Origin of the sequence: Clostridium sp. AF28-12, assembly GCF_003435225.1 — a bacterium.
GTDB classification, from domain to species: domain Bacteria; phylum Bacillota; class Clostridia; order Lachnospirales; family Lachnospiraceae; genus Pilosibacter; species Pilosibacter fragilis.
On record NZ_QWGJ01000028.1, the window covers coordinates 1 to 15090 of the forward strand.

The 15090-nt window shown below is 49.6% G+C and carries 17 protein-coding genes and 2 pseudogenes; 17 read left to right on the plus strand and 2 right to left on the minus strand.

Going from position 1 to position 15090, the window contains the following annotated elements; all coding sequences use genetic code 11:
- Positions 1 to 376: 376 nt before the first annotated feature.
- The 5 genes and pseudogenes from DWY93_RS15505 (at position 377) to DWY93_RS15525 (ending at position 4334) form a co-directional block, all read left to right on the plus strand.
- Positions 377 to 1588, plus strand: coding sequence for an ATP-binding protein (locus DWY93_RS15505; protein WP_117471175.1), 1212 nt, complete (start codon positions 377 to 379; stop codon positions 1586 to 1588).
- 157 nt (positions 1589 to 1745) lie between these two features.
- Positions 1746 to 1964: a hypothetical protein gene (locus DWY93_RS15510; protein WP_242990704.1), complete on the plus strand. Its 219-nt coding sequence runs from the start codon at positions 1746 to 1748 to the stop codon at positions 1962 to 1964.
- A 57-nt stretch (positions 1965 to 2021) separates the two neighbouring features.
- On the plus strand, positions 2022 to 3389 hold the full coding sequence (locus DWY93_RS15515) for a hypothetical protein (RefSeq protein ID WP_181968567.1): 1368 nt from the start codon (positions 2022 to 2024) through the stop codon (positions 3387 to 3389).
- Positions 3390 to 3418: 29 nt separating this feature from the next.
- Positions 3419 to 3880: pseudogene (locus DWY93_RS15520) on the plus strand (O-acetyl-ADP-ribose deacetylase); the annotation flags it as partial.
- 34 nt (positions 3881 to 3914) lie between these two features.
- Positions 3915 to 4334 carry an MmcQ/YjbR family DNA-binding protein gene (locus DWY93_RS15525; protein WP_117472586.1) on the plus strand — a complete coding sequence of 140 codons (420 nt, stop codon included), beginning with the start codon at positions 3915 to 3917 and terminating at the stop codon, positions 4332 to 4334.
- Positions 4335 to 4499: 165 nt separating this feature from the next.
- Here DWY93_RS15525 and DWY93_RS15530 read toward each other — a convergent pair whose 3' ends face one another.
- A complete protein-coding gene (locus DWY93_RS15530; protein ID WP_117472588.1) occupies positions 4500 to 5009 on the minus strand; it encodes an ImmA/IrrE family metallo-endopeptidase in 510 nt (169 codons plus the stop codon).
- Between the two features lie 1044 nt (positions 5010 to 6053).
- On the opposite strand from DWY93_RS15530, the gene DWY93_RS15550 reads away from it, so the two are divergent.
- From DWY93_RS15550 to DWY93_RS15585, 8 genes are read left to right on the plus strand one after another with little or no spacing between them, the layout of a single operon-like run.
- On the plus strand, positions 6054 to 6668 hold the full coding sequence (locus tag DWY93_RS15550) for a class I SAM-dependent methyltransferase (protein ID WP_117471172.1): 615 nt from the start codon (positions 6054 to 6056) through the stop codon (positions 6666 to 6668).
- A gap of 1 nt (position 6669) precedes the next feature.
- Complete coding sequence (locus DWY93_RS15555; RefSeq protein ID WP_117472590.1) at positions 6670 to 7275, plus strand: class I SAM-dependent methyltransferase; 606 nt, start codon at positions 6670 to 6672, stop codon at positions 7273 to 7275.
- Between the two features lie 11 nt (positions 7276 to 7286).
- A complete protein-coding gene (locus DWY93_RS15560) occupies positions 7287 to 8192 on the plus strand; it encodes an alpha/beta hydrolase (RefSeq protein WP_207658709.1) in 906 nt (301 codons plus the stop codon).
- Positions 8193 to 8236: 44 nt separating this feature from the next.
- Positions 8237 to 8920, plus strand: coding sequence for a class I SAM-dependent methyltransferase (locus DWY93_RS15565; protein ID WP_117472592.1), 684 nt, complete (start codon positions 8237 to 8239; stop codon positions 8918 to 8920).
- 11 nt (positions 8921 to 8931) lie between these two features.
- A complete protein-coding gene (locus DWY93_RS15570) occupies positions 8932 to 9423 on the plus strand; it encodes a hypothetical protein (protein WP_117472608.1) in 492 nt (163 codons plus the stop codon).
- 11 nt (positions 9424 to 9434) lie between these two features.
- Positions 9435 to 10277 (plus strand): class I SAM-dependent methyltransferase, encoded by an 843-nt coding sequence (locus DWY93_RS15575; protein ID WP_117472594.1) that lies wholly within the window; start codon positions 9435 to 9437, stop codon positions 10275 to 10277.
- A complete protein-coding gene (locus DWY93_RS15580) occupies positions 10274 to 11200 on the plus strand; it encodes a 2-dehydropantoate 2-reductase N-terminal domain-containing protein (protein ID WP_117472596.1) in 927 nt (308 codons plus the stop codon). Before DWY93_RS15575 ends, DWY93_RS15580 begins: the two co-directional genes overlap by 4 nt.
- Positions 11197 to 11382 carry a hypothetical protein gene (locus tag DWY93_RS15585; RefSeq protein WP_117471168.1) on the plus strand — a complete coding sequence of 62 codons (186 nt, stop codon included), beginning with the start codon at positions 11197 to 11199 and terminating at the stop codon, positions 11380 to 11382. Before DWY93_RS15580 ends, DWY93_RS15585 begins: the two co-directional genes overlap by 4 nt.
- Before the next feature lie 104 nt (positions 11383 to 11486).
- On the opposite strand, the gene DWY93_RS15590 is transcribed toward DWY93_RS15585, so the two are convergent.
- Positions 11487 to 11924 carry a MerR family transcriptional regulator gene (locus DWY93_RS15590; RefSeq protein WP_117472598.1) on the minus strand — a complete coding sequence of 146 codons (438 nt, stop codon included), beginning with the start codon at positions 11922 to 11924 and terminating at the stop codon, positions 11487 to 11489.
- A 106-nt stretch (positions 11925 to 12030) separates the two neighbouring features.
- Here DWY93_RS15590 and DWY93_RS15595 point away from each other — a divergent pair, with 106 nt between their 5' ends.
- The 4 genes and pseudogenes from DWY93_RS15595 (at position 12031) to DWY93_RS15610 (ending at position 14827) form a co-directional block, all read left to right on the plus strand.
- Positions 12031 to 12570: a flavodoxin family protein gene (locus DWY93_RS15595; RefSeq protein WP_117472600.1), complete on the plus strand. Its 540-nt coding sequence runs from the start codon at positions 12031 to 12033 to the stop codon at positions 12568 to 12570.
- A gap of 3 nt (positions 12571 to 12573) precedes the next feature.
- Positions 12574 to 13338, plus strand: a complete 765-nt coding sequence (locus DWY93_RS15600) for a carboxymuconolactone decarboxylase family protein (RefSeq protein WP_117472602.1) — start codon at positions 12574 to 12576, stop codon at positions 13336 to 13338.
- Positions 13335 to 13829, plus strand: a pseudogene (locus DWY93_RS15605) (alpha/beta hydrolase); the annotation flags it as partial. The gene DWY93_RS15600 and the pseudogene DWY93_RS15605, both read left to right, overlap by 4 nt.
- A 371-nt stretch (positions 13830 to 14200) precedes the next feature.
- Positions 14201 to 14827, plus strand: a complete 627-nt coding sequence (locus DWY93_RS15610) for a sugar O-acetyltransferase (protein ID WP_333549845.1) — start codon at positions 14201 to 14203, stop codon at positions 14825 to 14827.
- Positions 14828 to 15090 lie beyond the last annotated feature (263 nt).

Sequence of the window (15090 nt, forward strand, 5' to 3'; positions counted from 1 at the left end):
CTTAACAAACTTCGAACTATGGCAGAAATGCCTGTAATCATGCTTTGATAATTATGCTGTTACGAAGTGTGTAAATCGTATATGAAAAACCTTGGCTGTTGAATTCGATGGAACGCCGTGTGCGGTGAAAGCTGCATGCACAGTGTGGAGCGGGGGAAAATCTGGAGATTACATCAAAAGATTACCTATCGCTATCTGGTGCCGTTGCTTTCTGGACTTTTTGGTTAAACTACGCTATTCTGAAACTAAAAGGAAACAGAATTCGACATAATTCGAAAAAAGTCAGTGAGAATCAACATAATTGCGGTTTATAATCGCAAAACCTATTGATTTCTTTATGCGCTTGCGGTATCATGGAACCATGGAGGTGGTTCCTATGATAAACAGACCGCTCTATGTCGATAAGATTATGGCATACACCGACACACCTTTTGTAAAAGTGTTGACGGGTGTTCGCCGCTGCGGAAAATCCACTATTCTTAAAATGATTATGGAGAAGCTGCAACAGAAGCATGGCATTCCGTCTGAGCGGATTGTCAGTATGCGTTTCGATTCCATGGATTATGAGGATATGACAGCGAAGGATGTGTTCAAGGCTGTCAAAGAAAAGCTCAATCCAACTGGGAGAACGTATCTCTTTCTGGATGAGGTTCAGGAAATTGAAGGCTGGGAGAAAGTAGTAAACTCCCTAGCAACAGATTATGATGTTGACCTTTATGTGACAGGCTCCAATTCCAGAATGATGTCTTCGGAAATAGCGACTTACCTGACGGGACGATATGTTTCCTTCCGTATCTATACGCTTTCTTTTCAGGAATATCTGGAATTCAAAAAGCAGTATACACAGGTAAAGGATATCCATGCTGAACTGGCAGACTATATCCGCTTGGGTGGCTTCCCTGCAACACACCTGCGAGAGTATTCACAGGATGAGGTTTATACGATTGTCCGGGATATCTATAATTCCACGATTTTCTCGGATATCGTAAAGAGAAACCAGATTCGCAAGATCGACCAGCTGGAACGGGTGGTTCGGTACACATTTGCGAATGTGGGAAATTTATTCTCGGCAAAATCAATTTCTGATTATCTGAAATCAGTAAATCATGCTATCGACAATGAAACGGTATACAGCTATCTGGAAAAGTTTGAGAAAGCATACCTTCTTCATCGCTGTTCTCGATACGATCTGCGCGGAAAGGAGATTCTGAAAACGCAGGAGAAGTTTTATCTTGCTGATACCGCTTTACGTTACAGCGTGCTGGGCTATACACCGGACAGCGTCGCTTCCAGTTTGGAAAATGTGGTGTATCTGGAACTTTGCAGACGAGGCTATACCGTGACGATTGGAAAAACGCCGGATGGTGAAGTCGATTTTGTGGCGCAGAAGCAGAATGACCGGTTGTATGTACAGGTCACACAGGAGATTAAATCCGAAAAAACAGAAAAGCGTGAATATGAACGACTGCTGGAAATCCGGGATAACTATCCGAAGTATGTTTTGAGAACCGATGAATTTGCCGGAGGCAATTACCAAGGCATTAAGAGTATGCACATTGCAGATTTTCTATTGAGCACAGAATATTAACAACGAGGACGGCGGTGAACCGCCCTTTTTACATAGCCAGGTTTCTGATTAAAATTGGAAACCTGACTATTTTTTGCCCATTTGCAGGTGCACATGCAAGGGGACATTCACTATTCATCCGTCTGCAAGGGCGCATCGTACAAGGAGGTACACATTTATGGCATTTTTCAACAGCGCAGCGAAAAAGGCGTTCGATGCTTATAAGAAAGAGAACGGCTCTGACAAAAAGCTCCCGCGCATCAGCGAGCTGAACGCAGAGTATGCGATGTTCCTGGAACGAAAGAAAAGCTCCTATGCAGAGTACCGCAAGACCAAATCGGAAATGTGCAAAATAATGTACATTGCATCTGTAACTCTATGTGTGGACGATATATAATAATATTAAAGCGAATGATGAGAAAGTTCTAAATGCAAAAAGAAAGAGGAAGACAAGATGGCAGTATGGAGATTACAGGTGAATACAGGAGGCACAAATGTTGCTGACTATTGCTTGAAAAATCATGTCGCAGCAATGGGATGGAGTCTGCGTGAATTAACCCAGGCAGAACGTTCTGGGATACATACATTTTTGGATTACTGTAATCTGGCAAGAACTCAGTACAAATCATTCGACAGTGTATGCCGCATGGTAGAGGATGTGAAAGAAGGAGACCTCCTATGGATGCGCTCAAGAAATGAAGGGAAATACTATATTGCGAGAGTTAAGGCGAACAGTACTTGGGAGTTTCGCGAGGATGCAGCACAGATTGATGCAGCAAATCAGTTGACCAATATAGATTGGTATCCTGCTACAGATAAGGCAGATGAAGAATCCGTTCCTGGTGCTGTGGCAACATCATTTATTATGGGTTCAACCATCCAGAGAATTAAGAAAAATGGAGTGGAAGAATACAGTCAGATGTTGTATAACCGTGTCCACGATTCAGCACTGGATCTATTCAATTATCCCGATCCAGCCCTCTCGTTATGTGAGAAGCATTTTTACAGCCTGCTTCAGCCGGAAGATGTTGAGGATTTACTTGCGCTGTGGCTGTATGATACGAAAGGCTACGTTTGCATTCCATCGACAAATAAAATTGCTACGCCAAAGTATGAGTGCGTATTGGTTGATCCAAATGACCTGAACCGAAAGCATATTTACATTCAGGTAAAGAAGGGTGATGTTGATCTCAATACAGATGACTATTCCAGCCTGAATGGTGAAGTGTATCTGCTTACAACAGAAGGAAACGTTCAGAATGCACAGAAATATTCAAATGTGAAAGCAGCGGATCCAACGGTTATCTATGAATTTGCGATCAATCCGGATAAGTCTCATATCATTCCGGAGAATGTTTTATACTGGGTGAAGTTTCTGACAGAAATAGAAAATAATCGTTTGAAGTTTTCTGCGTGTAAAGGAATCATGTTTGATACGAATATCTCGTATTCAGATACAAATGAATCCGAGATGATTCTCGGAAACAAAATAGCGGCATATGGAGATGCCAAACGGTATATCGACAGCTTTCGCAAAGATGACTATGCTCTTTTTTATTCCAAAGGAAGAGGAATTATTGCAGTTGGACAGATAGTTACAGACACACCAACGGAAGTGGGTGATGAAAAATATCATAGTGTCAGAATGATTGTGCCGGAAAATTTCAATGGAGATGTTAAAGCATTGCCTGCTCTTTCTCCGAATGAGATTAAAACAATTTTGAAGCGGAATTTCTATTGGGCATCGACAATCAAAACACCGTTCCTTACAGGAGCACAGGTTGAGATGTTGATTCGTGAATTGAAAAAGAAGCATGTTTAACGAGGCAGCAGAAAGGGGAAAAATAAGCAATGCCGTTGCAGATTATCAGAAACGATATTACAAAAATGAGCGTTGACGCAATCGTCAATGCTGCCAATACTTCTCTTTTGGGCGGCGGCGGTGTGGACGGCTGCATTCACCGTGCCGCCGGACCGGAGCTGCTTGCAGAATGCAGTACGCTGCATGGCTGCGAAACCGGCAGCGCAAAAATCACAAAGGGATACCGCTTGCCCTGCAAATATGTGATCCATGCAGTCGGTCCACGTTGGCGGGATGGCAAGCATCGGGAACAGGAGCTTCTGGAATCCTGTTATCGGACATCTCTGAACCTGGCAAAAGAAAATGGCTGTCAGTCGGTGGCCTTTCCGCTGATTTCCTCCGGCATTTACGGCTATCCTAAAGACCAGGCTCTGAAGGTTGCAGTCGATACCATCAGTACGTTCCTGATGGAAAATGAGATGATGGTCTACATCGTTATTTTTGACCGAAAGACATGATAGATTGGCTGGAAGGAGGAGCGATGGAGTGACACGACAAGAATTATTTACATGGATACACCAGCAGTACGGCACAGAGCCGGAATATCCCTGGCATGACCGGAATGCTGTACTGCGGCACAAAGACAATAATAAATGGTATGGTGTAGTTCTGGAAGTATCTGCTGATAAGTTGGGATTGCCGGAGACAGGCATCATGGATGTTCTCAATGTGAAAAGCGATCCGCTGCTGATTGGCTCTCTTCGCGGGCAGGACGGCTATTTTCCAGCCTATCATATGAATAAGGAGAAGTGGCTCAGTATTCAGCTTGGCAAACCGGAACTGGATGATGCCATCAAAGACCTGCTTTCTTTGAGCTATGAGCTGACAGCACCGAAGAAGCACAACCCAAAGTCATCAGCAAAAAATCCGGGAGATTCCGCAAATGGCAAAGAAAAAGATGAATAAGCATTACCGGGAACGCTTTCATGTGGATGCTGTGACGGCCGCTAAAGATTTGCAGGAGCTGGGGGTCAATTATACATAGGAGCAGCTCTGGAAATAATTGTGCAGACGGCATCTGCACAATTTGCAACAAAAAAGAGGAGCCGATCAAGGCTCCTCGAAGATACGTTATTTCAAAAAGTTGCTTTTATGTTCCAGTGCGTGCAGATTATAACCAAGTGTAGCCAGGTGTGCTACATTCAGCGCAACCAGATTGATGTCGGTGGACATCGCACTGGCGATCTGCTCGGCTGTGTATCCATACTCATAGATGTAACGAAGGACTTCATCGCTGTCCATCAGAATCTCTGCTGCTACGATGTTCGCTTCATGTTCCGGTTTGGATTTCATATCGTAGAGCATGAACTCATGAATCGGGGTGGTTTTCGCCATATTCCGGTGAAGCTGATCATGCCCTAATTCATGTGCGCATACGATGCGCAGCATATTTTCATCCAGACTGTTATTCAGGAAAATAAAGCGATTTCGCTTAATCACCCGGTACATTCCCTTCAGGGAACCAAAACTTTCGCAAAGCATGACATTGATACCAAGCTGCCTTGCAATTTCAAAAGGGTCTCTGGAACCGCAGCGTTTTACCAGTTTCTCACCGACCCGTGAAAGCTGTTCCGCATTCATCATACCACCTCCAGTTTACAGTATAGCGAAAAGTGTGTACGATAAATATCACTGATCGGATTTTTTACGCCTCGTTTTCGGGGCGTATTTTTTATTGTTCTCTTTGGCAATCCAGTAGGCATCGGTCAGAGCTTTATAAGCTCCTTCGATGGCATCTTCGCTTAATTCGCCGCCAGCGAACATACCGGTCACTTCGCTGACCAGTTCTTCAATATCTTTCGCTGCTTTTGCGCCGCCTTTTTCATGAGCTTCTACGACATAGGTGCCGCTGCTTCCCAGCAGGTACTCGGAGCCTCTGACCTGTTACGGATGGCGTTTTTATGACAAGGATCAGGTAAAAATAGATACTTTCTGTGGTGTCTTTGATGTTTCGAGATCAGCAGCTGCTATCCGATTGGAACAACTGGGCTATCTGAACCGGAAAAAGGATTATGAATATCGTGATCCATTGGAGGTGTGGCCATGAGTAGGAATATCAGAGTATCGGAACCATCTGCGGAAATGCAGATTAAAATCATCCGGGCAAAGGATGCGGTTGCTTCGCAAAAGCCCAGGACTGTCAGGTGCCCTTATCGCCGACACAATTCAATCTCGAACTGTCCTGCATCCTCCATGTCAGCACGGATTATCCTCTGATGGGCAGCGAGCCAAGTAAAGAGGAAGTCAAAAATGATCTTCTGAGCATTATTTCGGAGCTGTCTACGATTGCGAAGAAAATCTAATCGTGCTCTGCGTTTGGAAATGACAAAATAGAGATACTATACCATTGCAAAAAAGAAGTGAGCACGATATAATATGGATAAGAAGACAAAAGTCACCGCAATGGTGTGAAAATAGATTTTGGCTGTTTCCATAAGGAGTAGATCGAGAGGCGTTATCCTCAGTGGCTGAAAACACAGATGTGTGATGCTTGCAGCAAGCTATTTGTATAAGCCGAAAGGCCGCAGAAATGCGGCTTTTCCTAAATACATAAGTTAGCTTAACCTAACTTATCAATGTGCACGTGCCGGTTAGATAAATCTAACTATAAAAGGAGAGACAGCAATGCGAGAACACAAGAATTTCTGGGACAGAAATGCAGGTCGGTATGACCGCTTTATGCGAAAAGACAGAGAAGTATATGAAAAAATGTATGAGCTGATCCGGCCGGTCGTGAAAGACAAAACAGTGCTGGAGCTGGCTACTGGAACGGGACTGATCGCCAGGCACATCATAAAAGCAGCGGCACACATCGAGGCGACGGACGCCTCCGTGGAGATGATCGCCGAGGCAAAGCGGGATAATCAATCTGCAAAGCTACACTTTTCGGTGCAGGATATGTTCCGCCTGCCCTATGCAGACAAGTCCTTCGACGTGGTGATCGTGTCCAACGCGCTGCACATCGTGCCGCAGCCGGAGAAAGCCCTTGCCGAGATTCATCGGGTGCTGAAGGACGATGGCGTGCTCATCGCGCCGACCTTCACCCACGCGGGGAACTCGTTTTCCGGAAAGGTCAGGGCATTTTTCATGAAGCTGGCGGGCTTCCCTCTCCACAGCAAGTGGACAAGCGAGGAATACTTGCGCTTCCTGCGGCAAAACGGCTGGGCGGTGCGGAAAAGCGTTGTTCTGAAAGCCTCATTCCCGCTGACCTATGCCGAGTGTGAGAAAACGGAGGTGTGATATGTCATTCTTTGAAAACACCCGCAAGCCTGTGGGGCTTGGCGGGAAAATTATGGTTGCTATGATGAATCTGGGACACAGTCCCGTGGCGCGGTGGGGGCTTCGCTTTTTAGAGCTTGCGCCGGATGCCAGAGTGCTGGATTGCGGCTGCGGAGGAGGCGCCAATATCAAAAGGCTGCTGAAAAAATGCCCGCAAGGCATCGTCAGGGGTGTGGATTATTCTGCTGTCAGCGTAGAGAAAGCCCGGAATTTAAACCGGACTGCCATTCAGAAAGGGCGCTGTGCGGTGTGGCAGAGCAGCGTGGAACACATCATCTTTGAAAAGGATTGGTTTGATGTGGTTACCGCGTTTGAAACGGTCTACTTCTGGTCGGATTTGCCACGGTGCCTTCGGGAAGTCCGGCGGGTGTTGAAGCCCGGCGGGACCTTTCTCATCTGCAACGAAAGCAACGGTGACACGGACAAGGACGAAAAGTGGACGGAGATCATCGGCGGCATGACCATCTACAAAGATATTGAATTAAAGGCGTATCTGGAGCAGGCAGGCTTTCACGATGTGCAGATACACAAAAAGAAAAGTTGGCTCTGCATCACGGTGCGAAAATGAGGAGATCAAGCATGAGCATTTTTGCATCCATCCTGCACATGGCTTATAAGCTCTCCGGCGCGAAAAAGGCGTTCGCTTTGCCGGAGGATGCGCTGCAAAAGGAAATCGAAAAGCAGAACCGGCACCGCGGCATTTTTACGCCCACCGACCGCAAGGCGTATTATGAAACAATTACAGTGAACGGCTTTCCCTGTCTGATCGTGCGAGAGCGTCCGAAACCGTCCAAGCGTGCTATTCTCTATTTCTTCGGCGGCGGCATGGTGATCGGCCCCGATAAGGGCGACCTGCCTGTGATGCGCAAGCTCTGCCGCGAGACCGGCTGTGATGTGTGGTTTCCGTTTTACCCGCTCTGCATGGAACACTGCATTACTGAAACATACGCGATGGTGTACGAATGTTATCGAAAAATGATTACACTGTACGGCGGCGGAAATGTCAGTACTTGCGGCTTTTCCTCCGGCGGTGCGCTGGCGCTGGGCATTGCGGCGCACAACAACGCGCAGCCCGAACCGCTGCCGCAGCCGAGGCACATCGTCGCCGTATCCCCCGGTGAGGTGCCGTGGAACGATGCGGAAAAGGCGCGGATGCAGGCGCTCAATGAACGGGACGTCTCCATCGACTATGCCTTTATGGTGACAGTGAAAAAATTCATGCGGCACGGTTGCGAGAATGTGCCGGACTATATGCTTTCCGGCTCCCGGGGAGATTTTACCGGCGTAGGCGATATCCACTTCTTCTATTCTGCCGACGAGGTACTCTACGGCGCACTGCTGGACTTCGAGGAAGCCTGCAAACGGGCGAATGTCCCCTATACGGTGTCTGCCCGCCCGAAGATGGTGCATTGCTACTGTATGCTGCCGATCTTCAAGGAGGCAAAAGAGGACTTTGCGAAAATCGTGGAGATTTTGGAGAAATGAGGCCGGAAACGGTCGTGTGATGATTGAAACACGGAGGAAGAACCATGGAGCGAAATGAGATCATTTGCAGCGCATACCGAATGACGGGCGGAAACAATTTTTATGACGGCATGATCACCTGCTCTACCCTGAGTGGGAAAGCGGTGTGCCGTTTGGTGTGGGCAATGAACAAGGCAGAAAACGACGACTATCTGGAAAAAGCGTTGTCCGGGATTCCAGAGAATTTCTCCGGTAAGCTGCTGGAAGTGCCGGTGGGAACCGGCATTCTGACCATGTCGGTTTATCAGACTATGCCGGAGGCAGACATCACTTGCCTCGATTACTCGGCGGATATGATGGGGCAGGCACAGGAAAAGGCGGAGCACCTGCGTCTGAAAAATGTAACCTTCCGGCAGGGCGATATGGGGGCACTTCCCTATGCAGACGATACCTTTGACATCGTTTTGTCGCTGAACGGCTTTCACGCTTTCCCGGACAAGGAGGCCGCTTATCGGGAGCTTTTCCGGGTCTTGAGACCCGGCGGGACATTCTGCGGCTGCTTTTATGTGATGGGCGAGCACAAGCGGACGGACTGGTTCGTCCGGCGCGTCTATGAAAAGACGGGGTTCTTCACACCGCCCTATGAGACGGCCTTCAGCTTGAAAAAACGGCTGGGGAAACTGTACGAAGCCGTAACACTTGGAACCGTGAAGAGCATGGCATGGTTCGTCTGCCGGAAAGCAGAATGAAGAGAACAGGGATGGTTTTACAAACGATTCCGGAAGGTTTTGGGCTGGGGGCACTGCTGCTTCTTGTCTGTGCTGTGGGCATCTGCAAAGGGGCTGTTGGGATGGTGCATCTTTACAGCCCGGCGGTGCAGCAGCGGTGCGTGAAGCTGGGACTTACAACACACGAGAAAATCAAGCGCAATTCTCTACTTTTCAAAGCCGTTTGCATTCCCGGCTATATTGGCTATGTGCTGGTTTGCGTCTATGGGATAAACGGTGCGCACGGCTTTGCGGCGAGCTTCTGGCAGCTGCTTGTCATCTTGTCCGTTATGAATCTCATCGACCGCTTTTTGATCGACGGCTATTGGGTGGAACATACGAACGCATGGACGATTCCCGGAACAGAAGATCTGAAGCCCTACATCACCGCAAAAGACAAGCAGAAAAAGTGGCTTTTCGGCCCGGTGGGCATGGCAGTCATAGCGATGGTGCTGGCGGCAATGATGACTATTTTTACTCACTGAGGGAGGAACCTATGAAATACAAAATCGAGAAAAACACCGTACAGGAGACGTTGATCCTCCCGCTATATTCACGGAAGCTGTGTACGGAGTTGTATCCGAACCTTTACCGGGACGAAACGGCGGTGCGTCTGATCGACCAGATCGACTACGACTTTTCAGAGGCAGAGAAAAATTCCCGCAGCCTGATGCAGCGTTTCGGTGCTCTGGAGGTTGCCATGCGGCAGAATGACCTTGCCTTTGAAGTGCAGGCGTACCTGAAAAACCACCCCTGCGCGGCAGTGGTCAATCTGGGCTGCGGGCTGGATAACACCGGCAGAGCCTGCGACAACGGCAGCTGTAAAATCTACAATCTGGACTTCCCGGATGTGATCGCTTTGCGGCAGCAGCTTCTGCCCGCCGGGGAGCGGGAGCAAAACATCCCCTGCAACCTGAAAGACCCCGCATGGTTTGACAAGATCGATGCCTCCGGCGGGGCGGTGTTCTTTGCCTCCGGGGTGTTCTATTACTTCCTGACGGAGCAGGTTCGGGAACTGGTGCAGGGGATGGCGGACGCTTTCCCCGGCGGAGTGCTGGTCTTTGATGCTGCCAATCGGACGGCGGTGAAGATGATCGCCAAAACGTGGCTCAGGACGGCGAAAATCAAGGATGTGGGAGCATATTTCGCGGTTTCGGATGCGAAAAGCGAGCTTTCCCCATGGGACAGCCGTTTGCAAGTATCCAGCAGGGGCTATATGATGGGCTACAACGACCTGAAAGACCCTTCCGTCAGCGGCTTTTTCCGATTTCTCGCCAAGGTCGGGGACAACGGGATGAAAATGCAGATCGTGAAGATCGGATTTGGAGGCAAGCTATGAAAATTCTGGTATATGGTGCAGGCGTTCTGGGGTGCAATCTGGCAAGAAATCTGCTGCGCGCCGGAAAGGATGTCACTCTGCTTGCGCGGGGAAACTGGGCTGCGGAGATCAAGCAGAATGGCCTGCGGATCAAGGACAAATTTTCGCTCCGCACCTCGGTCAGCCGCATTCCGGTGGTGACTGAACTTGCACCGGATGCAAAGTACGATGTGATCTTTGTGGTCCTGCGCTATACACAGCTGGATTCCGCTCTGGACACGCTGCGGGCGAATCGGACGAAAAACATCGTATTTGTGGGCAACAACGTACAGACAAAAGCATTGGCGGCGGCACTGCCGGAAAAGAATGTCCTGTTTGCCTTTGCGCTTTCTGCCGGGCATCGGGAGGCTGACCGGGTGGTCTCCATCGACCTGAAGAAGATCACCATCGGGCAGCTGACGGATGCAAAGTCCAATAAACAGTTGATCGGGCGCATCTTCCACGGCACAAAATATAAGGTTGTTTACGAGCCGAACATGGAGGACTATCTGCTCTGCCATGCCGCGTTTGTGATGCCGGCGGCCTTCGCCTGCTATAAGACAGACGGCGACCTGAAAAAGCTCAGGGGAGATACCGCGTACCTGAACCGTGTGCTGGATGCCAACATCGAGGGATACCACGCTATCCGAGATGCCGGTCACACCATTCTGCCCAAGGAGGATACAGACTTTGAAGGGGAGAAATACCGCAAGACCTGCCTGCGCTTTTTCAAGCTGATGTGTGCCACCTCGCTGGGCAAGCTCTGCGCCTCCGACCACGCAATGAACGCCATCGACGAAATGAGTGCGCTGAACCGGGATCTCAAGAAATTTTTCGATGCGAACGGCGCAGCCCACCCGGTGTGGCAGGCACTGGAAGCGGAAGCCGGGAGGTATCTGCGATGAAGTATGCCGGAATGCCCTTTGGGATGTGGGCGCTGTTTGCCGGTTCCTTTCAAAAGCAGCTGATCGCGGTGCTGGGCTATGATGCAGACACTGCAAAAGCCATACAAAGATTCAAAACTACGTGTGGGATGTCCGGCGATTTATCTTGCTCACTAACTTGGTCACTGACTAAGGTTTTCTGACTACCAGTTTACAGAAAACAGAATAGAATCGTCTTCGATGCCTCGTTGGGAAACCAACGGGGTATTTTTTGCTCTGAATCAGACGATACATGGCACAGGAAAGGTTAGCTGTGTGCGTTTTCATATGCTTTTCGGATTCCGTCCGGCAAGCGGTCGGGAATCAGTGTCTTTAGTCTGTCCTCACTGCCGTCTTTGATTGCCTGCTCATAGTACCAGCATTTGAATTTCAGCATATCCAGAGTGCGGTTCATCTGCTCAAGCTCTGTCTCCATGTGCGACCGTTGTTCCTCAAATAGTGCCTTGCGTTGCGGGTAGGTGGACGGCCCTTCTACACACCAATCCATGAACTGCCGGATGTCCTTGATCTCCATGCCAGCTTTTTTCAGACATTCAATGACCCGGAGTGCTTCAATCTCCGTGTCACCGAATTTGCGGATGCCGGATACTCGTTCCATGTTCGGAAACAGCCCCTGCTTATCATAATAGCGCAGCGTGGAGATAGGCAATCCGAACATCTCTGCCACCTGTCCAATTGAATACATAAATCTCCCTCCAAAAATCTTCAAAAAATATCTTGACCTAAAGTTAGGTTTAGGTGATACCATGAGAATACCACAGAGAATATCAAAACGCAAGGAGTGTTCTACAATGAATAAAAAGATACTAATCATTTCTTCAAGTCCCCGTAAGGGCGGCAACTCCGAAACGCTGGCGGCAGCGTTTGCCAAGGGCGCACGGGAGGCGGGCCATCAGGTAGAAACTGTGTATCTGCGAGAAAAGCAGGTTGGCTTCTGCAAGGGCTGTCTTGCCTGTCTGAAGTTGGGGCACTGCGTCATCCAAGACGATGCCGTGGAAATTGCCGCCAAAATGCACGATGCAAATGTGCTGGTGTTCGCAACGCCCGTCTACTATTACTGCGTCAGCGGTCAGCTCAAGACGATGCTGGATCGTGCCAACCCATTGTTCGATACGGACTACGCCTTTACGAAAGCCTATCTGCTTGCAACAGCGGCAGAGAACGCACCGGAGACCTTTGCGGGCACAGAGAAGGCTGTGCAGGGCTGGGTGGACTGCTTCCCACGCTGTGCGCTGGTGGGCACAGTGTTTGCAGGCGGTGTGAACGGCGTGGGTGAGATTGCCGGACATCCTGCGCTGGAGCAAGCCTATCAGATGGGCAAGGAGGTGTGAGACATGGCAGTTAAACAAACGGCAGGCAGAGAGGCTTTGGGGGAATTTGCTCCCAAATTTGCGGAATTGAATGATGATGTGCTGTTCGGGCAGGTGTGGAGCAGGGAAGACAAGCTTTCCCTGCGGGACCGCAGCATTGTAACAGTGGTGGCGCTGCTGGCGCAGGGACTGACGGATTCGTCCTTTCAGTACCATCTGACAACTGCAAAGAAAAACGGCGTGACGAAAACGGAAATTGCGGAGATCCTGACCCACGCGGCATTTTATGCGGGCTGGCCCAAGGCATGGGCGGCTTTTCGTATGGCAAAGGAGGTATGGGCGGAGGACGACGCTGCCGACGCAAAAGCCGAGCATCAGAATGAAATGGTCTTTCCCATCGGCGCATCCAATGATGACTTTGCGAAATATTTTATCGGCCAAAGCTATCTCGCACCTCTTTCTACGCAGCAGGTCGGTATTTACAATGTAACCTTTGAACCCGGCTGCCGTAACAACTGGCACATTCATCATGCGAAAAACGGCGGCGGACAGATTCTCGTCTGCGTGGCCGGGCATGGTTACTATCAGGAATGGGGCAAACCGGCACAGGAGCTGCACCCTGGCGATGCAGTAAATATTCCTGTGGGTGTCAAGCACTGGCACGGTGCTGCGCCGGATAGCTGGTTCTCTCATCTGGCGGTAGAGGTTCCGGGGGATGAAACCTCCAATGAATGGTTGGAAGCCGTGGACAGCACAGCATATTTTAAGGCAACAGGCAAGGAGGTCTGAATATGGAAAAACTGAATCTGACACAGGAATGGGACAAGGTGTTCCCGAAAAGCGACACGGTGGATCACAAGAAAGTAACCTTTCACAACCGCTACGGCATCACACTGGCGGCGGATATGTACACGCCAAAGAGTGTTGTGGGCAAGCTGCCTGTTATTGCCGTCAGCGGTCCGTTCGGCGCGGTAAAGGAGCAGTCCTCCGGTCTGTATGCGCAGAAAATGGCAGAGCTTGGCTTCTTGACGATTGCCTTCGATCCGTCCTACACCGGCGAGAGCGGCGGTACACCCCGCTATGTCGCTTCGCCGGACATCAACACCGAGGATTTCTGCGCAGCGGTAGACTTCCTCTCCGTGCAGGAGAATGTGGACTCCGAGCGTATCGGTATCTGTGGCTGGGGCGGCATGGCGATCAATGCGGCGGCAATCGACACCCGCATCAAAGCTACCGCTGCTATGACCATGTACGATATGCCCCGTGTAACTGCCAACGGATAATATGATCAATTTAAGCGATCTGGAAAAAAAACAAGCGAATTTTGTAAAACAAATCTTCGGATGCATGATGTGAAGTCGTATGATTTTGTGAAGCAGTATTTCAGTAACCCTCAGCTCTTGGTGAAAGCCATAAAAGAGTATCGCAGAACAGCAAATATCCCCAAATGAGAATGCAGCTTGTCTGATTTGCTGAGATGATCGTCTTTGATGCCTCGTTGGGAAAACAACGGGGTATTTTTTTGCCTCAATCAGGCTGCACAGAGCACTGAAAAAACCAAAACGAACCGTAGGTAGTCCTGCAAGCGGACAAACAAATGAGGGCGGGAAAAGCAGCCTATTACACACCGACAGAGAATGTGGTATAATCCTTGAGAAAACACTGTATGGAAAGGACAAACACGATGAACGCTCTGGATATTATGAAACGCCCTGCCGCCTACGTCAGCGGCTATGAAAACACCCCCACGGAGGAACAGAACCGTGCAAAGCAACTGTGCTGGGAGTACAACCGCACCGCTCCCAACGAACAGGAAAAGCGGCGCAGCATCCTGCAGACCCTGCTGGGCACATGCTCTCCCATGACCGGCATTCAGCCGGACTTCCACTGTGACTATGGCTTTAACATCCATACTCACGGCTTGGCGGTCATCAACTATAACTGTGTCATTCTGGATACCTCTCCGGTAAACATCGGAGCAGGTGCCTTTATTGCCCCCGGCGTATGCCTTGCCTGCTCCGGTCATGCCATCGACCCGGAGCAGCGCAGCCATGGCATTGGCACCTCAGCACCTATTACGCTGGAGGAAAACGTCTGGATCGGTGCAAATTCCACCGTCTGCGGCGGCGTTACCATCGGGGCAGGCTCGGTTATCGGGGCGGGAAGCGTCGTCACCCATGACATTCCCGCCGGTGTCATCGCTGCGGGGGTGCCCTGCAAGGTGATCCGCCCCATTACCGAAAAAGATAAGTTCAAGCCGGAGGATATTCTGTTCTGAGAAATTTAGATCGGAAACGCTGAAAAAACATACGCACAAGCTCTCCGGGGACATTTTTGGTTTTCGCCATGCTTTCCTGCGGGGAGAAGGCATGGTATACTGGGAACGACAATTCGGAATTGACCGAGCTCTTTGAGCGAGGGATACTTCTTGTCCGAAGGGCAAGAAGGTGGGCGTAAAAAAGATTAGAACAATCGGGATTTATCAGAAAATGAGGAATAGTTTGTTGTGGTCAAGCTTTTTTGTAACACTTGTGGCTAAAA